This window comes from Coleofasciculus sp. E1-EBD-02 (genome assembly GCF_040218245.1).
In the GTDB taxonomy this organism is placed as follows: domain Bacteria; phylum Cyanobacteriota; class Cyanobacteriia; order Cyanobacteriales; family Coleofasciculaceae; genus Coleofasciculus.
Window position 1 is genome coordinate 71189 of record NZ_JAVJQN010000201.1, and the last position, 19490, is coordinate 90678.

13 protein-coding genes and 1 tRNA gene are annotated in these 19490 nt (G+C 45.1%); 12 read left to right on the forward strand and 2 right to left on the reverse strand.

Going from position 1 to position 19490, the window contains the following annotated elements:
• The first annotated feature begins 262 nt into the window (after positions 1 to 262).
• Both RIC07_RS31455 and RIC07_RS31460 read left to right on the forward strand, forming a co-directional pair.
• Positions 263 to 2194: an ABC-F family ATP-binding cassette domain-containing protein gene (locus tag RIC07_RS31455; RefSeq protein ID WP_446397953.1), complete on the forward strand. Its 1932-nt coding sequence runs from the start codon at positions 263 to 265 to the stop codon at positions 2192 to 2194.
• A gap of 126 nt (positions 2195 to 2320) precedes the next feature.
• Positions 2321 to 4153: a glycoside hydrolase family 15 protein gene (locus RIC07_RS31460; protein WP_446397954.1), complete on the forward strand. Its 1833-nt coding sequence runs from the start codon at positions 2321 to 2323 to the stop codon at positions 4151 to 4153.
• A 322-nt stretch (positions 4154 to 4475) separates the two neighbouring features.
• Here RIC07_RS31460 and RIC07_RS31465 read toward each other — a convergent pair.
• Positions 4476 to 4548 (reverse strand) — tRNA-His (locus RIC07_RS31465).
• Between the two features lie 118 nt (positions 4549 to 4666).
• On the opposite strand from RIC07_RS31465, the gene RIC07_RS31470 reads away from it, so the two are divergent.
• The 5 genes from RIC07_RS31470 to RIC07_RS31490 all read left to right on the forward strand — a co-directional run bounded on the left by RIC07_RS31470 (position 4667) and on the right by RIC07_RS31490 (position 9617).
• Positions 4667 to 5065: a DUF4359 domain-containing protein gene (locus RIC07_RS31470; RefSeq protein ID WP_446397955.1), complete on the forward strand. Its 399-nt coding sequence runs from the start codon at positions 4667 to 4669 to the stop codon at positions 5063 to 5065.
• Positions 5066 to 5181: 116 nt separating this feature from the next.
• The gene (gene gatA, locus RIC07_RS31475) at positions 5182 to 6639 is read left to right on the forward strand and encodes an Asp-tRNA(Asn)/Glu-tRNA(Gln) amidotransferase subunit GatA (protein WP_446397956.1); all 1458 of its coding nucleotides are present in this window, start codon (positions 5182 to 5184) and stop codon (positions 6637 to 6639) included.
• 205 nt (positions 6640 to 6844) lie between these two features.
• Complete coding sequence (locus RIC07_RS31480) at positions 6845 to 7732, forward strand: alpha/beta hydrolase (protein ID WP_446397957.1); 888 nt, start codon at positions 6845 to 6847, stop codon at positions 7730 to 7732.
• Between the two features lie 488 nt (positions 7733 to 8220).
• Positions 8221 to 8679 (forward strand): peptidoglycan-binding domain-containing protein, encoded by a 459-nt coding sequence (locus RIC07_RS31485; protein ID WP_446397958.1) that lies wholly within the window; start codon positions 8221 to 8223, stop codon positions 8677 to 8679.
• Between the two features lie 335 nt (positions 8680 to 9014).
• Positions 9015 to 9617: a hypothetical protein gene (locus tag RIC07_RS31490; RefSeq protein ID WP_446397959.1), complete on the forward strand. Its 603-nt coding sequence runs from the start codon at positions 9015 to 9017 to the stop codon at positions 9615 to 9617.
• 67 nt (positions 9618 to 9684) lie between these two features.
• Here RIC07_RS31490 and RIC07_RS31495 read toward each other — a convergent pair whose 3' ends face one another.
• Entirely contained in the window at positions 9685 to 13473 is a 3789-nt protein-coding gene (locus tag RIC07_RS31495) for a hydantoinase B/oxoprolinase family protein (RefSeq protein WP_446397960.1), read from the reverse strand.
• Positions 13474 to 14051: 578 nt separating this feature from the next.
• On the opposite strand from RIC07_RS31495, the gene RIC07_RS31500 reads away from it, so the two are divergent.
• The 5 genes from RIC07_RS31500 to RIC07_RS31520 all read left to right on the forward strand — a co-directional run bounded on the left by RIC07_RS31500 (position 14052) and on the right by RIC07_RS31520 (position 19417).
• Positions 14052 to 14603 carry a hypothetical protein gene (locus tag RIC07_RS31500; protein WP_446397961.1) on the forward strand — a complete coding sequence of 184 codons (552 nt, stop codon included), beginning with the start codon at positions 14052 to 14054 and terminating at the stop codon, positions 14601 to 14603.
• 12 nt (positions 14604 to 14615) lie between these two features.
• Positions 14616 to 15227, forward strand: coding sequence for a hypothetical protein (locus RIC07_RS31505; protein WP_446397962.1), 612 nt, complete (start codon positions 14616 to 14618; stop codon positions 15225 to 15227).
• Positions 15228 to 15552: 325 nt separating this feature from the next.
• Positions 15553 to 18228: an AAA-like domain-containing protein gene (locus RIC07_RS31510; RefSeq protein ID WP_446397963.1), complete on the forward strand. Its 2676-nt coding sequence runs from the start codon at positions 15553 to 15555 to the stop codon at positions 18226 to 18228.
• 273 nt (positions 18229 to 18501) lie between these two features.
• Complete coding sequence (locus RIC07_RS31515) at positions 18502 to 18765, forward strand: ParB N-terminal domain-containing protein (RefSeq protein WP_446397964.1); 264 nt, start codon at positions 18502 to 18504, stop codon at positions 18763 to 18765.
• Between the two features lie 163 nt (positions 18766 to 18928).
• A complete protein-coding gene (locus RIC07_RS31520) occupies positions 18929 to 19417 on the forward strand; it encodes a Dps family protein (protein ID WP_446375666.1) in 489 nt (162 codons plus the stop codon).
• Positions 19418 to 19490: the final 73 nt, after the last annotated feature.

The window sequence follows — 19490 nt, forward strand, 5'->3', positions numbered from 1 at the left end:
AATTTAATGTGAACGTGTTAGCGTGAAAATAAGGATGAGGGATAATATCAAATCCGGTAACATTGGTTGTATAGAGTGGGAAAGGGGTAAAAGGGTAAAAGAATAGAAGAGTAAGGTTTTTGTCCCAATAACTACAGGTATGATAGACAAACGATACAACTGCACATGACATGAAACAGTTTTACGTGCAGAGACGCACACTGTTTTTCCCATCAATCAATAAATAGGGCAAATTTAGAAATAGGATCAAATTAGAAACTGAATGAGTATCTTCACGCTGCAATCCGTTAAAAAAGATTTTGGCATTAAAGAAATCCTCAAAGATGCCAGCTTTAGCCTCGATGCTAACGATAAAGTCGGCTTAATCGGTACGAATGGATCGGGCAAATCCACTCTATTAAAAATGATTGCTGGACTCGAACCCATTGATGGTGGTCAATTTTTGGTCAATCCCGGCGCGAGAATTGCTTACTTACCCCAACAACCTGACTTAGATGAAAATCGTACCGTATTAGAACAGATTTTTGCCGATAGTGGTGAACAGATGAGACTCATCCGGGATTATGAGGAATTATCCCACAAATTGGCACGAAATTCAGACGATAAACAAGTTATGGCACGTTTATCTCAGGTGACACAGCGCATCGAAATTCTAGGTGCTTGGGACTTAGAAACCAGTGCCAAAGTTATCCTCACGAAGTTAGGAATTCAAGACTTTGATACACCAATTGGTAATTTATCCGGAGGTTATCGCAAGCGCATCGCCTTGGCGACAGCGTTACTATCAGAACCCGATGTTTTACTGATGGATGAACCCACCAACCATTTAGATGCCATGTCGGTGGAATGGTTACAAGGATATTTAAAATCTTATCCGGGAGCCATTCTATTAATTACCCACGATCGCTATTTTTTGGATCAAGTCACGAATCGGATTATTGAAATTGACCGAGGTGATATTTATACCTACAATGGCAACTATGCCTACTACTTAGAGAAAAAAGCCCTCGCCGAAGAAACTGCCATCAGTCAAGAACGGAAACATCAGAATGTATTGCGGCGAGAGTTGGAATGGCTGAAACGAGGTCCGAAAGCGCGGAGTACGAAGCAGAAAGCGCGAATTGATCGCATCCATCAGATGCAGAATCAAGAGTTTAAACAGGCTCAAGGTAAGGTCGATATTTCCACAGCCAGTCGCCGGATTGGCAAGAAAGTGATTGAGTTAGAGAATGTCTCCAAGGGGTACGGCGATCGCACGTTAATCCAAGACTTTACCTACGAATTTAGTGCCGATGATCGGGTTGGCATTATTGGCGAAAATGGTAGTGGTAAATCCACGTTAATGGATATTATCACTGGGCGGATGGAGCCAGATTCGGGTGAGGTGGATATTGGCGCAACGATTCACTTCGGCTATTTTGACCAGCATTCTGATGATTTATTAGCGGCAAGTAATGAAAATCAGCGGGTGATTGATTACCTCAAAGAAGTAGCAGAATATGTGAAAGCGGGGGATGGAACGCTGATTACGGCTTCGCAAATGTTGGAGCGTTTTCTGTTTCCACCGGATCAACAATATATTCCCATTCATAAATTGTCTGGGGGAGAAAAGCGCCGCCTATTTTTGTTGCGTGTCTTAATGAGCGCTCCCAATGTGCTAATTTTGGACGAACCGACCAATGATTTAGATGTGCAAACGCTTTCAGTCTTGGAAGATTACCTGGAAAATTTCAATGGCTGTGTGATTGTGGTATCTCACGATCGCTATTTTTTAGATCGCACCGTCAACAAGATTTTTGCCTTAGAATCAGAAGGGATTCTGCGTCAGTATCCGGGTAACTATTCTGTGTATCTGGATTACAAGGAAGCGGAAGCAGCAGCAGCGGCTGAAGCCAGTGCTAAGATGCAACAGAAATCAGAAACATCTGTAAATGGGGAAACAGCGAAGACGCAATCATCAGGTAATGGAAAACCGCGTCGGCTTTCTAATTGGGAACGGCGTGAGTTTGAAGAATTAGAGGATAAAATTCCCCAACTGGAAGCGGAGAAGGCAGAGGTGGAGAAAGCGCTGTATAATTCATCTCCTGGTAAAGTGGATCAGGTGCAGGAACTTTATCAGAAATTAGAAACCTTGACTCATACTATTGATACAGCCACAGAACGTTGGTTGGAATTGGCGGAAATTGGGGAATAGTCATTTGTCATTTGTCATTTGTCATTTGTCATACTCGCTATCGCGAGAAGCAAGCTACGTCATTTTTCCTTGATTAAGGGACGGTGGTTTAAATTTCAAAATTGAACATTAAACATTCATAATTCAATGGCATATCAATCTATCGAGAATTACGGCATTATCGGCAATATGCACACCACAGCCTTAGTTGGCTTAGGAGGTTCAATTGACTGGTTTTGCTTTCCCAGACACGATTCTCCGAGTGTTTTTGCCGCGTTACTGGATGCTGAGAAAGGGGGTCATTTTAAGATTGCTCCCTGTGTGGATGGCGTCACTCATAAACAGTTATATTGGCCCGAAACGAATGTGTTGGTGACTCGCTTCCTGGCGTCTTGTGGGGTAGGTGAGATTATTGATTTTATGCCTGTGGGTATGCCCGTTAATCAGCAAGGGTATCACTGGTTAGTGCGGCAAGTGAGAGTCGTTCGCTGCAAGATGAAGTTTCGCTTAGAGTGCTATCCTGCGTTTAATTATGCCCGCGATCGCCACGAGACGATTCTCTCATCCACGGGGGCGTGTTTTAAGTCGCCGTCTCTGAGTTTGGGATTGGTGACGGATGTTCCTTTAAAACAAAATGAATGCGGTGTCTTCACCGAATTTACGTTAGAGTCTGGACAAACCGCCGTTTTTGTGCTGCAAGAAACTGACCAGGATGGGGGTTGTAGTTTGCCCCTGCGCCATCAAGAAGCGATTCAACTCTTTGACGATACGGTGGCGTATTGGCGACGCTGGATTGGCAAATGTACTTATGAAGGTCGATGGCGCGAGACGGTGGAACGTTCAGCCCTGGCGTTAAAGTTACTCACCTACGAACCCACGGGAGCAATTATAGCCGCGCCGACTTGCAGCTTGCCAGAAATGATTGGGGGTTCCCGAAATTGGGATTATCGCTATACCTGGATTCGAGATGCATCCTTTACTCTGTATGCCTTACTCCGTATCGGGTTTACCGAGGAAGCTGCCCAGTTCATGCTGTTCTTGGAAAATCGCTGTCAGGAGTTGGATTCCGATGATCCGTTGCAGATTATGTATGGTATTGATGGCTATCATAATCTTGATGAAGAGATTCTGGATCATCTTGAGGGGTATAAGGGATCTTACCCGGTTCGGATTGGCAATGGGGCTTATAAGCAGTTACAGCTTGATATTTATGGCGAATTGATGGATTCGGTGTATTTGTTCAACAAATATGGCACCCCGATTTCCTATGACTTGTGGCTATCCCTACGGCGGTTACTGAATTGGGTTTGCGATAATTGGCAACGCCAAGATGAAGGAATCTGGGAAACACGCGGGGGACGTAAAGACTTTATTTATTCTAATCTCATGTGTTGGGTTGCACTTGATCGTGGTTTGCGTTTGGCTCAAAAGCGTTCATTGCCAGCAGATCACCAGCGATGGCTTAAGGAACGCGATCGCATCTATGAAGAAATTATGACAAAGGGATGGAGTGAGGAGCGTCAAGCTTTTGTTCAATATTACGGTAGCACGTCCCTAGATGCCAGTAATCTGATTATGCCCTTAATTTTCTTCATGTCTCCCACTGATCCTCGCATGTTGAAAACCCTGGATGCGATTAATTCCCCGCCAGAACTAGGGGGACTGGTTTCCGATAGTTTAGTGTATCGGTATAATCCCGAAGAAGCGCCGGATGGTATTTCAGGGACAGAAGGAACGTTTAATCTCTGTACATTCTGGCTTGTTGAGGCGTTGACAAGGGCGGGAAAAGTAGACACGAAGCGACTTGATCGCGCTCGACTGATTTTTGAGCAAATGCTTAGTTATGCCAACCATTTAGGATTATATGCCGAGGAAACGGGTTCAAGTGGTGAAGCCTTGGGTAATTTTCCCCAGGCGTTTACCCATGTATCTTTAATTAGTGCGGCGTGGAATCTGAATCGGGCGATCGATCGAGCATAATTTCTAGCGTATCAGTAAGCTAAAATTGTGGATTAGATTTGACCATTGAATTGGGCGCAAGTCTTTGCGCCCCTACGGTTTCGGGTCTCCCATTCTAATTCATCAAATAAGGTGTGCCACGCCAGTAGGTTGGGTTGACGCCAGGAAACAAAGATATCGATGCTAGAACTTTTGAAAAACAGTAGCACAATAATCAATGACGCGATCGCGGACAATCTACTATAAATAGCTAATACAGCAGATCCCGCCTGTTCTCACAACTATTTTTCTCCCAAAATAGGGAAACTTTAGGGAAGTTTTTGTAAGCAATCCCTAAAACTAGGGCGAACGATGGGACTCGAACCCACGAATGGTGGAACCACAATCCACTGCCTTAACCCCTTGGCTACGCTCGCCATACAGTTTTTTAGTATAGCATCAAGTCGGTGAGTTGCAACAGTATTTCTTGGCAATTTACCGGAACTCATACGTTAGAGGCGAAAGTCATAACCCATGGAGGCTTAACGGAGTGGCATGAAATCGTTAAAAATTATTACAGCATTGGGTGGAACAGCGCTAGTTGTGCTAGGAGTGGGACTGGCGTGGACGAATCCGGGTAAGGAGTCTTATGAGGAGTACGCCGTTGAAAAACTCAGCACCTACCTCAAAGATGAAGTCTGCACTCAAACCCCCAAGCAATTAGAGTTTCTCAATCCTGATCCAGAATTCCTCAAACGTCAATGCCGATCCCTTGTGGATACGGGACGCCCCCAAATCCAGCAAATTATTGACCAGCAGACTGAACGACAAAACTGGGTAATTTTCAGCATTTACCGCACCGATATTAACATCAGCCCCTTATTACCCGCTTACCATTTTGAAACGGTAGGAGTTTTGCAACAATTTCTGACCTATCAGGCGCAACAGAAGTAGGGGTTTGGTTTCCAAACCCTGTTTGGTTTCCTTTTTGTCACCAAACCCCTTTTTCTGTGAATTTTTGCCAAAATACGAAAGGCAAACATGGTAAATCAATATAAATAGGTACAAGCATGGCATCCATTCGTGAGCTGCACCAACAACTTATCGATAAAGAACGCACCAGTGTTGAAATCACGCAAGACGCCCTCGATCGCATTCAGGCACTAGAACCCAAAATCCATAGCTTTTTGCATATTACAGCCGACTATGCCCTTGAACAGGCGCGTCAAGTGGATGCCAAAATCGCAGCGGGGGAAGAAATCGGCATGTTGGCGGGGATTCCGATTGGCATCAAAGATAATATGTGTACTCAAGGTATTCCCACTACCTGCGCCTCTCGTATCCTGGAAAACTTCGTCCCGCCTTATGAGTCTACCGTGACTCAAAAACTTAAGGATGCGGGGGCTGTCATGGTGGGCAAAACTAATTTGGATGAATTTGCCATGGGGAGTTCCTGCGAAACCTCTAGCTATCAACAGACAGCGAATCCCTGGGACTTATCCCGCGTTCCTGGGGGTTCCTCTGGGGGTTCGGCTACAGCGGTTGCGGCTAGCGAATGTGTGGTTGCGATCGGTTCGGATACAGGGGGATCGATTCGTCTACCTGCATCATTCTGCGGGATTGTCGGCATGAAACCCACTTATGGGTTAGTGTCTCGTTATGGGTTAGTCGCTTATGCATCGTCGTTGGATCAAATTGGTCCGTTTGGACGAAGCGTAGAAGATGCAGCGATTTTGCTTAACGCGATCGCAGGCTATGATCCGAATGACTCAACCAGTCTCAAGCTGGAGATTCCCGACTACACCAAGTCCCTGCAACCTGATTTAAAATCCAAAGGTCTCAAAATTGGCATTATTAAAGAAACCTTTGGTGAAGGGTTAGATCCCGTCATTGCCAAAACCGTTCAACAAGCCATTGATCAGCTCAAAAGCCTAGGTGCTGAAGTACAAGAAATTTCTTGTCCCCGATTTCGCTATGGGTTGCCCGCTTACTATATTATTGCTCCCAGCGAAGCCTCAGCCAACCTAGCTCGCTACGATGGCGTCAAATATGGGTTTCGCACGCCGGAAGCCGAAAATCTTTTGGAAATGTACAAGAAAACTCGTGCAGCCGGGTTTGGGGCGGAAGTCAAGCGCCGGATTATGTTGGGAACCTATGCTCTATCCGCTGGCTATTATGACGCTTATTACCTCAAAGCGCAAAAAGTTCGTACCCTAATTAAGCAAGACTTCGAGCAAGCCTTTGAAAAGGTGGATGTTTTAGTTTGTCCCACCGCCCCAACTCCTCCATTTAAAGCCGGAGAAAAAATCTCAGATCCGTTAACCATGTACTTATCGGACTTAATGACAATTCCCGTCAACTTGTCAGGATTACCAGGAATGAGTATTCCTTGTGGATTTGATGACCAAGGATTACCCATTGGGATGCAACTAATTGGGAAAGTATTAGGCGAAGAACAGGTATTTCAAGTCGCTTACGCTTACGAACAGTCTACGGATTGGCATCTCAAGCAACCACCGCTTAAATAGAGCAGAGGTGCAGGGAGGCAGAGGGGTACAGGGGCTACAGGTGCAAGGAGATATAATTTGTAGGGGCGGGTTTTCTCGATAATATTATCGAGAAAACCGATAACTTGACTCAACCCGCCCTAATTGGAAAACAAGGTGAGTCAAAAATAGCATCAAGTTTGTAGTCGTTTAACGCTTTGATTTGCCCTGGGAGACTATTACGGGAATGAATAATTATATTTTATTTCTGGGAAAGAGGTTCCTAATTCTAACGGGAATTGTCGCCATCATTTATCTGTTAGCCTGCATCTCTATCTGGTTAGGGCAAAATCGGCTAGTTTTTGTTCCCACTAAAAAGATTCAAACTACACCAGAAGACTTGGGCTTAAGTTATCAGGAAGTGTGGATACCTGTTTCTCCTGATCAGCCAGAACGTCTCCATGGGTGGTGGATTCCCGCCACCTCGCCCAAAACCGGGGTGCTGCTGTATTTACATGGGAATGGGGAGAATATTGGCGCGAATGTCGAACGGGCAATGGAATTTCACCACTTGGGTTTGGATGTCTTGTTATTTGACTATCGAGGCTATGGTCAAAGTGAGGGCAAGTTTCCCACTGAAACCCAAGTGTACCAAGATGCTCAAGCGGCGTGGGATTATCTGGTGCAGCAACAGGATATTCCGCCCCAGAATATTATCGTATATGGTCAATCTCTAGGGGGCGCGATCGCGATCGATTTAGCGGTGAAAAATCCCAGCATTCAGGGTTTGATTTTGGAAAGTACATTTACCTCAATGCGGGATATGGTCGATCATCAAGGAATCTATGGGTTATTTCCGGCTGATTTGCTGCTGACGCAAAAGTTTAACTCGAAAAGCAAAGTTCCTGCTCTTAAAATGCCGATTCTTTTAATTCACGGCACCGATGACCCCGTTGTACCTGCTTACATGAGCCAAGTTTTATTTGATACTATAACAGGTTCAAAACAAATCTTTCTGGTTCCTGATGCGGATCATGATAATGTGGCTACTGTAGCTGGCAAAGAATATCAGCAAAGGATTCGACATTTTCTTCAACTCAAATCTAATCCTGAACCACAAATATCAAAAGACTAAAATTATCTGTCCTTATGCCTTCTGCCTTGCCTCAACTCAAAATATTATTATGCATCATGAAGACAGTATAAGTAGTTGGACAAAAGAAAACAGCACGCCCACGCTTGTTTTGTAAACAAGCCTCAAACCCTTACGTCAAAGTAGCTTGCTTCTCAAGGACAGCGAGTTATTCACCGTTTACGTTAATTGTGTCCACCTACGTTAGTACCTTTGCTTTGATAATAAAGCATCTTACTTTAGGCTAATTTTACAGTCATCTTGCTCCTTACTTAGGATTTAAAAGGAGTAACTTATAAGTCTAACTTAAGATTCATGTTATTTATAAAAAATTTATATAGCTTAGAAATATAGTCAGTTGAAATCATTTTGGATAAGAACAACTGTGAGGAGACAAGTACTTCAGCCAAATTTTCGATCAAGATTCCTTGAGACTGACTAGATCAAGATCCAAAAATTTAGAAATTACATTTTGTTAGGAGATTATAATAATGAGTACCAGATTTTTCCCGTCCAGTTTTGTCTCTGTCGGTGTGGTGTCTGTGATTTCTCTAGCCTCTGTCGGCTTAGCTGGCGCACCTGTAAACGCACAAGCCTCTTTAAATGAATATGATGTTACAGCACCCACACTAGGATATGGTGATACAGGAGAAGCCGTTGCAGATGTTCAAACTTTCTTGCAAAACCAAGGATATAATCCAGGTGAAGTTGACGGCGTATATGGTTCAAGAACAGGTACAGCCGTAAGCGAATTCCAAGAGGATCAGGGCTTGTTTAGAGATGGCATTGTCGGTCGCCAAACCTGGGATGCTATGCTCGGTTCTGAATCAGCAACTGAGAACGAAGTTGTAGAAGAAGAATCCACTTTTGAAGTGGAAACTGAGGACGAACTTGTAGAAGAAGAATCTACTTTTGACGCAGAGACTGATCCGGAATTGGGAGTCGAGTAATTAGGAACTCACAAAAAGCTTGCTCATGACAAGACGTTGACTATCTCATGTCAAGGAAAATCCTCAGCTAACCTTTCAATGTTTCTCGTAGGGGCGCACAGACGTGCGCCCTAACCTAATAGGAACAAGCTGTTCTATTTCCAAGTAGATCAATTTTCTGACAAAGCTGAATTCTCGTCCGCATTACAATCGCAGCTATTTTGCACGAAAACTGGCTCAAATTTGACTCAAACCTATGCCACTTTTAATTTTGCCCTCTCCCTCTGAGGTGGGTTGACCTAAATCTTTTCAGCCTCTATTTTAACTCTATTGTCAAATTAGAGGCTGAATATCGGATGAGACGAAATTTAATCTACGCCATTCTACTGGTAACGTTTGCTATCCTAACTTACCTATTTACACCGCAACCGCAGCCAGCATCCGCCTGCGCCTGTTGCATCGATGCAGGAACCTGGGAGCAATACTCGCAAGATGTCGGAGACTACGAACTCAAAACCTTCAATGAACTCCAATTTGCTTCCCAAGCCGAACTTTACATGACTCCTGCTGGGGCAAGCATTATTGAAGGACTGGGTGAGCCATCACCTCCCTATACAATATCACGATCAATCAATGGCAGAAATTGGAATTTCCAGTTCACTGATGACCAAGGGCGAACCGGAAATCTTTCCTTCTCCTATCCCCCAACTGTGACTCATTTTCGCAGTTCCCTGGGTAGTCAATTGGAAGGGCAAGTTGACCTTTATAAGGAATACCGCGCTGAGGGAAAAGTTTCTGGTAACGGGATTTTTGCTCCGGGAATAACTGATAATACCCGGTTCAAACTCATCTTACAGAGTACGGGAAATAAATGTATGAGTTCTGAACAATTTGATAGTTGGCGCTTGAATGTTTCTGGACCTGAAGCCGAGTATGCATTTTATGGCAGGTTGAACTGAATTTTGTAGTTTTCGGTTTTGTTGCACGTCGTTGGGCGCACGTCAGTGCGCCCCTACGGTTTCCGGTTCATTCAGAACCACCAAATCCTCCACCCCCAGGCGTCTCAATTACAAACACATCTCCCGCATCCATTTCCACAACCGCTGTATTTCCTAATTCCTCAATCGTTCCATCCTGACGTTCCACATAATTCTTACCCACAGCACCTGCTTCACCTCCTTGTAATCCAAAGGGTGCAACAACTCGATGTCCCGATAAAATTGCGGCTGTCATCGGTTGCAAAAACCGCATCCGCCGTATCACACCATTACCCCCACACTGTTTCCCCTTTCCACCACTATTTCCACGAATGCCAAACTGTTCTAAGACCACCGGAAACCGCCATTCTAAAACTTCTGGGTCGGTTAAACGAGAATTGGTCATGTGGGTATGTACTGCATCTGCCCCATTAAACTCTAGCCCAGCACCGGAACCGCCACAAATGGTTTCATAATATTGATAATTCTCATTACCAAAGGTAAAATTATTCATTGTCCCCTGAGATGCTGCCATTACCCCCAACGCCCCATAAAGCGCATCGGTAATCACCTGAGATGTTTCCACATTTCCCGCCACAACCGCCGCCGGATAACGGGGATTTAATAAACAGCCTTCGGGAATAATAATGTCTAAGGGTTTGAGACATCCCGCATTTAACGGAATATCATCATCCACTAAAGTCCGGAAGACATAGAGAACCGCCGCTTTACACACCGCAGCCGGGGCATTAAAGTTATTAGATAACTGGGTGGATGTCCCGGTGAAATCAATCGTGGCGCGGCGATTTTCTCGGTCAATGCGAATAGTCACTTGAATCTGTCCACCTGTATCTAAGTTATAAGTAAAATTGCCATCTTTCAGCACATCAATGACACACCGCACCGACTCTTCGGCATTATTCTGGACGTGTCCCATATAAGCTTGTACGGTATCTAATCCCGACTGTTTCACCATTCGCCGTAACTCTTGTACGCCTTTTTCATTGGCAGCAATTTGGGCTTGTAAGTCGGCGATATTTTGGGTGATATTTCGCACCGGATATGTGCCAGATAGGAGTAATTCGGATAATTCTTTTTCGCGGAAACGTCCGGATTCTACTACCTTAAAATTATCGAGTAATACGCCTTCTTCGTCCACCGTTGTGCTATCCGGGGGCATCGAACCGGGGGTAATTCCGCCAATATCTGCATGGTGTCCCCGTGAGGCAACGTAGAATAAGGGAGATGGATTTTTATCCCCCCTTGCCCCCCTTTGAAAGGGGGGTTGATTTTGATTTGTTGTGGGTTTTGTCGAAGATTTACTCGTTTGATCAATCGTATCGGTAATCCCGCTTTCGTCTAGAAAAACTGGGGTAATTACCGTGACATCAGGTAAGTGTGTTCCACCGTTATAGGGATTATTAATCGCATAAACATCTCCCGGTTTGAGGCTATCGCCATACGCCTCAATTAAACTGCGAACGCTTTCACTCATGGAACCCAAATGTACAGGGATATGAGGGGCGTTGGCAACAAGTTGTCCTTGTCCATCAAAAATAGCACAGGAGAAGTCTAACCGTTCTTTAATATTGACCGAGTAACTGGTGTTTTGCAGCGTGGTTCCCATTTGTTCGGCAATGGAACGGAATAGATTATTAAAGATTTCTAGCGTAACCGGATCAGGCTGGGAAAGTTCTGACTGTTGACTGTTGACTGTTGACTGTTGATTGTTGACTGTTGATTGCTGGGTTTTCTTTAAAATTAAATGATTCCGTTCGGTTACTTCGGCTTGCCAACCCGGTTCAATAACATTCGTTCCCGTTGTTTCAATAATTAATGCAGGCGCGGGAATAGAGTCTCCCGGTTGTAAGTCGTCCCGCTTAAATACAGGGGTTTCGTGCCATGCATCGGCAGTATACATCTGCACCTTAGCGACAGGTTGCGGCGGTTCTGATCGGTGACGCTGAATCACGGGTTCTTCTGGCACATCCATTGGCTGGATGACTTCCACCGACACCGAGTCCACAATTAGGGCTTTCTCTTCCACAATAAACCCATATCGTTGCCGATGCGCCTCTTCAAATTGCTGCCGCATTTCAGCTACGCTACCGAAATCGATAATTAAGGGTGAATCTGTCCCCTGATATTTCAAATGCACTTTGCGGATGACTTGACTATCAATTGGCGTGGATTCTCCTATCTGAGTCGTCGCAATTTCTTCTTTGCCGCTGGCTATTAACTCGGTGAATATTTCCTCCAAGGGGGCAATATCTGGTGTCCCTACCGATAGTAACTCCTCTGTTAATTTGGCTTCTACCGAACGTTCCCGCAAGGTTCGCACATCTGCCAATCCCATCCCGTAAGCCGATAATACCCCCGCATAAGGATGAAGAAAGACCTGTTTCATCCCCAAGGCATCTGCAATTAAGCAGGCGTGTTGTCCCCCTGCACCACCAAAGCAACACAAGGTATAGTTGGAGACGTCATAACCTCGTTGTAAGGAGATTTTTTTGATCGCATTTGCCATTTTCTCGACAGCAATGGCTAAAAATCCCGCCGCGACTGCTTCGGGTGTGCGCTTATCGCCAATATCTGCTGCTAATTGACTAAATTTCTCTCGCACCACTTGGTCATTTAAGGGTAAATTGCCATCGAGTCCAAAGACTTTAGGAAAGAAGTCAGGTTGCAATTTCCCTACCATGACATTGCAATCGGTTACGGTTAATGGACCTCCCTTAGAATAAGCAGCCGGACCCGGATTTGCCCCTGCCGATTCGGGTCCCACTCGATACCGCGCCCCATCAAATTTCACGATTGAACCGCCACCCGCTGCTACGGTATGAATGGACATCATCGGGGTGCGTAATCGAACCCCAGCAATCTCGGTTTCAAAGGTGCGTTCGTATTCGCCGTTGTAATGGGCGACATCGGTAGAGGTTCCGCCCATATCGAAACTGATAATCTGATCAAATCCGGCTAATTGACTGGTTTGTACTGCGCCGACAATACCTCCTGCTGGACCCGATAAAATACTGTCTTTCCCCTGAAATGTGCGGGCGTCTGTGAGTCCACCATTGGACTGCATAAACATTAATCGGATCGATTGTTGATTGTTGATGGAGGGAGTGCTAATATCTCCAGCTAACTGACTGGAAACTTGGTTAACATACCGTCGCAGAATCGGCGATAAATAGGCATCAACAACAGTGGTGTCACCCCGACTAACTATTTTCATCAATGGTGTGACATCATGGGAAACTGAGATTTGAGTAAACCCGATCGCACTCGCTAAGTTGGCAAGTTCCTGTTCGTGGCTGGGATAGCGATAGCCATGCATTAAGACTATGGCACAACTGCGAATTCCGTTATCGTAAGCGGCTTGTAACCCTTGGCGAGTGGCGTCTATCTGCACCGGAATTAATTCCTCGCCGTGGGCGCTGTAGCGTTCCTCGACTTCTATCACCCGTTCGTAAAGCATTTCTGGCAAGATAATCTCACGGGCAAAAATATCGGGGCGGTTTTGATAGCCGATGCGGAGGGCATCGCAGAAGCCTTTGGTGATCATTAGAACAGTGCGATCGCCTTTTCTCTCCAGTAAGGCATTCGTGGCGACGGTTGTCCCCATTTTCACGGCATCAATCTGTTCGGTGGGAATCGCTGCATCGGCGGAAAGTCCCATCACTTCGCGGATTCCCTGTACTGGCGCATCGGTGTAGCGATCGGGATTTTCCGAGAGTAACTTGTGAATTACCAATTGCCCATCGGGGCGACGCGCCACAATATCGGTAAATGTGCCGCCGCGATCAATCCAAAATTGCCACCCTTGATTAGAAGTCATGTCTACTACTGATGTACTGATGCCCTACTGTATACCAGCACCTTGTCCAAAAATTGTACAATAACGCGGCATCCTGGTCATTGTATTGCTGATTGTGCCGTTTGCGATCGCGCTGAAAAGCGTGCATTTTGGAATCGTCGAAACCCTTAATATACCGTAGTAGCGTACCATTCGACTTAAGTGGAATGTTGCTGACTCATATAGCCAGGAAATAAATTTCCGGCTAAAAGCTCAAGTAAGCTAAAGCTTACTCATGGGTATGCTGGCGATTGATGAACTCAGCGAACAGCGCCGCCAGAAATTAGCTGATAAAGTTCATCAGATGCAAATTAACGGCGAAATTTGAGCTTTAGCGACACAGAGGGGAGAATTTCGCCAGGTATTGCTGTGGAGAATTCAGGATTAACTTAGCACGAGTGCGATCGCAAGCCACGAAAAGACCCCGATTAAACCACCGAAATCACTTTTGCCTCCAAATTTAGGTGAGGTACGTGATATTATACAATAATTGCTCCAGCATCTCCTGTACAAGTGAAGGTGTACACAGTCCCTACATAGGAGATAACAGGAGATGAGTGATGCTAAAAAAAGCTGTTGCATATAGCCGGGTAGGTCAAAAGGGAGTTCGTGTTGCATCGGGTGTTGCAGAGAATCCCTCAGAATTCGTCGGCATACGACAAGGTGAAATTACCCCACGCTTGCAGGATTTTTTAGAGCGACTAGCCGCTCAGGATGATTTTGGTATAGGATTGGCTGAGGTAGGTAAGCGCGAGGTTACAGCCACAGATCTGGCAGCACTTACAGCCTTAACAGGATACGAACACGCAATTGTTATATTAACAGATAACAGAACAGTTCTAATTAATATGGGTTCTTACAAAGGAGGAGAGCTACCACCTAACACTAAAATACTACTAATGCACTCACACCCTGATGATCATGGCACTGGAATGGCAAAATTCATCTCTGAGGATGATGTAAACGCTTTAGTGTACTTGAATCAACGTTACAGCTATATGGTCACAGTTGATGGAACAGTCTACCGTTTCACCAGGGATACACCTTCATGTAGTGTGGCAAGAATCGTCAGGGAACTTAAGTACAGTGGATGGGTCAAACCAGAAACTTAAGAGGATGAAACCATGCCATTTTTTATTCAAAATGTAACAAAATGTGCTATCTGCGATCAGGTAATTGATAATCGTTATGATGCAGCACAACTCCCTTATATTCATCCAAAGGTCTCAAGCTCCCTGGCACAGTTAGCGAGAAGGTTTGTACATCGGTCATGTTGGCGAGGATGGAAAGACGCGAACTTATTTTCAACGGCAGCATTTAATCTAGCCAAAGAGGTAAACTCGCAAGAATCCGCTCTCAAACTTGAGTTTGCCAGCGATGGATTGATTGTATTTTGGGTCGCGGCTATGAATAGCTATCGATTGCAAGATTTTAAGTTACTTGTGACGATAGATATTCCTGTATCCGAAGCATTCAGAATGGGGAATCATATTGTTTCGGCGTTTTTGGAAAAGGATTTTCCCAGTACGTTTTTAATTGGGGATTATATCTGGAAAGTCAGACGTGATGATTCAGGAAATGTTGAATTCACGATAAAGGAAGGAGGGCAGATTGCCGATAAATTCATCGTTCCCATAGATAGGCAGAGTTGCTGGGTAAATGCGATGAAAGAAATCATAGCGCAAGGAACTCAGAAGGTAGGCGAAATTCCGACAGTGAGTACATCGGGTTACTAGGACATCGGTCAAGAAACCAGGTTTCTTTGGGTCAAAGGTTGATATTGTATTGTCATTCTCACGAGAAACCCGGTTTCTAGGAATACTTGACCGGGGGAGGAAAAATTTAATTCAAGCTTATCCGAGCAGTATTGAGGGGTACAATATGTCGTGTCCTTCCAGAGGGTGGTTTAAGTGAATCTAGCATGGAATATTGTCGGCAAGACTTGGAAAAGGCTATTATAACGACTTAAAAATAGTTTACGCTGAGGGGTGTAACCCCTTTTTTTTATTACTTCGCTCTACCCGGTTTCTACCGATGCAGCGTTTCGTCAGGGCATTGAATATGACTACCACCTTAGCCTATAACTACCAATTTGGCGGATGCCTACCCGCCGATTCCCCCACTTATGTGTGGCGACAGGCAGATGTTGAACTCTACAACGGGTTAAGGGCAGGGGATTTCTGCTATGTCCTCAACTCCCGACAGATGGGGAAATCTAGCTTGCGGGTGCAAACCATGCGCCGCTTACAAGCGGCAGGATTTGCTTGTGCGGCGATTGACCTAACGAAGATTGGTTGCCAAAATCTCACCCCAGAGCAATGGTATGCTGGTTTAGTCCGTCGTTTGGTGATTAGTTTCAATCTGACCCAAGAATTTAACTTGCGTCGATGGTGGCGCGATCGCGATTTACTTTCGCCCGTACAACGCTTCAGTGAGTTTATTGAACGTATCCTGCTTCCGGCGATTCCGCAACCGATTGTTATTTTTATTGATGAAATTGATACGGTTCTCAACTTAAACTTTCGCGTCGATGACTTTTTAGCGGTGATTCGTGCCTGTTATGATAGTCGTGCCGATCATCCCGCCTACCAACGCCTCACATTTGCCCTGTTGGGTGTCGCGACTCCCTCGGAGTTAATTCAAGATAAACATAGCACCCCCTTTAATATTGGTCGGGCAATTGAACTGACAGGGTTTCAATTAAATGAATGTTTACCCTTAGCCCAGGGATTAGCCACCCACGTTAACTATTCTCCCGCCATTATCCAGGAAATATTAACCTGGACAGGGGGTAAACCCTTTCTCACCCAAAAGCTGTGTCAGATTGTCCTGCATCAAGCCGAACTCTGGTTACCCACGAAGATTCCCCAAGATAAATCCCAAATTAGCGTGTGGATTGAACAGTTGGTGCGATCGCACATCATTGACAACTGGGAAGCCAAGGATGAACCCGAACACCTAAAAACTATTCGCGATCGCCTTTGTCGCTGTACTACCCGTCAACTTTTAACACTCTACCAGCAAATTCTCGATCAGGGAGAAATCCCTGCCGATAATAGTCTAGAACAACGGGAATTGCGCCTATCAGGATTAGTAGTGAAACAGCCAATTGGGAAAAACTACGCCCAGCCTGTTTTGAGAGTCTATAACCGCATCTACGCCTCTATCTTTAATCGGGATTGGGTAACCAACGCCCTGAATAATCTGCGCCCGTATCACTCGCCGATGATGGCTTGGTTTGCCAGTGGGTGTCAGGATACGTCTTATTTGTTGAACCGAAATCAATTACAACAAGCCTCAGTTTGGGCAAAAGGGAAACGCTTAAATCAAAAGGACTACCAATTCCTGAATGCGAGTCGTCAGCAGATTATCGCTGGTTCTTATCGAGGAAATCCCAACCCCCAGAAACAATTAGATACAACATCGACAAGAAAACCCTCTCCACAACCTACCCCTCCAGACTTCTTACCGACGTCTCCGCCGCGTTCCTTGAGTGCCGACGAGCAGATATTATATGATCATTTACTCTATTGGGTACAACGAGAATCCCCCCAGCAACTCATCGAACGATTTGATCAACTATTTATTACCGCGAAAAACTACGCCGAACCCGACATTATCGCCGCTTTCCACCGAATTATCCTCGCTAATCCCCGCCATCAAGACTTTACCCATATTCTCAATCGGTGCTGCCATATCTTGATTAATCGATGGCAAATGCAAGGCAACCACGATCAGGCGATCGCGCAATTGGTGGCATTATTTGAAAAACCCTTTCAACCGGGGACAATTAAAGCGACGTCGGGACTATCAAAGCGATTGCGACAACTCTTGCAAGTATTTACTCAAAGTGAAGACTTTCAAACCCTAAAACGCTTGGTCAAAGTTGTTGATCACACCGCAGATGTGGATCGCCAAGACTCCAATCCCGCGTTAGGACAATTGATTTGTCGATACCCTTATTTATACACCCACGCCTTACTAAGTTCCGATAGTTCCTACGAACACCAGCAAACTATCCGCCACATTCAAACTCAACGCCAGTGGCAATTAGAAATGAACCTCTCTCAATATGTCACCTATTTAATCCGGCGAGTGCGACTGGCGTCCAGTAAAACCCCCACCGCAGACACCACTCTGGTTCAACCTGTACCCAATCCGACTCTGTTAAGCGATCGCGAACTCTACTTCGCCCTGAAGCAGTTTATGGGTAAAGTTGAAGGATCTTACACTTACCGAGACTTAGCCCAACGTTTTCTCAAGCAAAGTAATCAAACGCGCTCTTATCGTGCTTTTAAAGCCGATTTATATGAATACTTAACAGCGGCAATTGAACCTGCTTATGGTAAACATCAATTCAATCAGCGTTTAGCGCAACATCTCAAAAACACCTTGCCGGATAGCGATTCTAAGAAAATAAACGACTTTTTACTGTTGAGAACCTGTAGTCAATTATTGAGTTTTTTAGTCAGCAGTCCTCAGCATCCCAATCACTATGTCTTTATTGATTTAATTTCTAATATGGGGTCGATTCGTACAACGGGATTATTGCTGAAAATTATTCTGCTGTGTGGCAAGGTTAAACCGGATTTAGAAAAGCGATTTTCAATTTTGTTCAATCACTACGAATGTCAAACAATTAATGATATTTTTTGGTTGGTTCAATCTCTCGAAAATCTTAATGTTGCCTTTTTTGTCAATTTTGGCAATATGGATCTGTCTCGGATTCAAAAGTAATGGTCATTTGTCATTTGTCATTTGTCATTTGTCATTTGTCGAAGAATTATGGTACTCCGTAGGGGCGGGTTTAGTCACATCTGGGTGAAAACCGTCCCGTTAATGGTAAAACCCGCCCCTACACACAGACGCGCCATGGCACGTCTCTACTCCCTCATCTCCCCCAGCTAGCTTCACTGCACCCCCCATACTCCATCTCTAAGTTGCAAGTCAAACTCGTAACGATTATGATTTAGTGGTAAACATTATAAGAGCAGAGGTGTTATTGGCACGATGGTAGAGGTTCGAGAAATTCCGCTACAGCAAATTCGCCGTCCCCTTCCCCGCGAAAACGACGCCGAAAAGGTACTGGAGTTGATGAAATCCATCCAGGAAGAGGGATTAAAAGAACCCATTGATGTACTCGAAGTTGATGGAGAGTATTACGGATTCTCTGGGTGTCATCGCTTTGAGGCACATCAGCGCCTAGGGAAAGCAACGATTAAATGCCGGGTTCGCCGCGCCCCTCGTGCTGTCTTGATGCGACATTTAGCCTGAGAAGCCTCATTTTTGTTGAGTGAGAACAGTTCATACTTTAGGATGATATGTAACCGATCGCTCATAGTTTAGGATTAACAGTTGGTGTGCCAAAAGTCATTCCCGATACCTTGAGCAACAGGATAAAGTTAACGTTATTTTTGGAACAAATTAGGAGATCACTATGCAAACTGCTGATAAATCTGCGCCCGTCAATATTGGTATTTCAGAACAAGACCGCAAAGAGATTGCCGAAGGATTGTCTCGTCTGCTAGCAGACACCTATACCCTTTATCTCAAGACACACTACTTTCACTGGAACGTAACTGGACCGATGTTCCACTCGCTGCATAATATGTTTGAAACGGAGTACACTGAATTAGCGGTAGCGGTGGATGATATTGCTGAACGGATTCGTACCATTGGCTATCCAGCGCCTGGTAGTTATAGCGAATTTGCCGAACTTTCTTCGATTCCAGAAACCCGTGGGGTTCCGGAAGCCACAGAAATGGTACGTTTACTGGTAGAAGCAAATGAAGCGGTGGTGAGAACGGCGCGGGAGGCGTTTCCGGCGGCTGAACGGGCGAATGATGAGTCTTCCGTTGACTTGTTAACTGAACGGATGCGGACTCATGAGAAAACCGCTTGGATGCTGCGGAGTATGTTGAACTAATCGGTCATTATCGGTGGGGAGGGCGGGTTTTGTTGTTCCGTTATTGGTGGGGAGGGCGGGTTTTGTTGTTCCG

What these genes read in the sequence shown, in the direction of transcription:
- RIC07_RS31455 (WP_446397953.1), top strand. Translation starts at nt 263, where the DNA reads ATGAGTATCTTCACGCTGCAATCCGTTAAAAAAGATTTTGGCATTAAA.
- RIC07_RS31460 (WP_446397954.1), top strand. Translation starts at nt 2,321, where the DNA reads ATGGCATATCAATCTATCGAGAATTACGGCATTATCGGCAATATGCAC.
- RIC07_RS31470 (WP_446397955.1), top strand. Translation starts at nt 4,667, where the DNA reads ATGAAATCGTTAAAAATTATTACAGCATTGGGTGGAACAGCGCTAGTT.
- gatA (WP_446397956.1), top strand. Translation starts at nt 5,182, where the DNA reads ATGGCATCCATTCGTGAGCTGCACCAACAACTTATCGATAAAGAACGC.
- RIC07_RS31480 (WP_446397957.1), top strand. Translation starts at nt 6,845, where the DNA reads ATGAATAATTATATTTTATTTCTGGGAAAGAGGTTCCTAATTCTAACG.
- RIC07_RS31485 (WP_446397958.1), top strand. Translation starts at nt 8,221, where the DNA reads ATGAGTACCAGATTTTTCCCGTCCAGTTTTGTCTCTGTCGGTGTGGTG.
- RIC07_RS31490 (WP_446397959.1), top strand. Translation starts at nt 9,015, where the DNA reads ATGAGACGAAATTTAATCTACGCCATTCTACTGGTAACGTTTGCTATC.
- RIC07_RS31495 (WP_446397960.1), bottom strand. Translation starts at nt 13,473, where the DNA reads ATGACTTCTAATCAAGGGTGGCAATTTTGGATTGATCGCGGCGGCACA.
- RIC07_RS31500 (WP_446397961.1), top strand. Translation starts at nt 14,052, where the DNA reads ATGCTAAAAAAAGCTGTTGCATATAGCCGGGTAGGTCAAAAGGGAGTT.
- RIC07_RS31505 (WP_446397962.1), top strand. Translation starts at nt 14,616, where the DNA reads ATGCCATTTTTTATTCAAAATGTAACAAAATGTGCTATCTGCGATCAG.
- RIC07_RS31510 (WP_446397963.1), top strand. Translation starts at nt 15,553, where the DNA reads ATGACTACCACCTTAGCCTATAACTACCAATTTGGCGGATGCCTACCC.
- RIC07_RS31515 (WP_446397964.1), top strand. Translation starts at nt 18,502, where the DNA reads ATGGTAGAGGTTCGAGAAATTCCGCTACAGCAAATTCGCCGTCCCCTT.
- RIC07_RS31520 (WP_446375666.1), top strand. Translation starts at nt 18,929, where the DNA reads ATGCAAACTGCTGATAAATCTGCGCCCGTCAATATTGGTATTTCAGAA.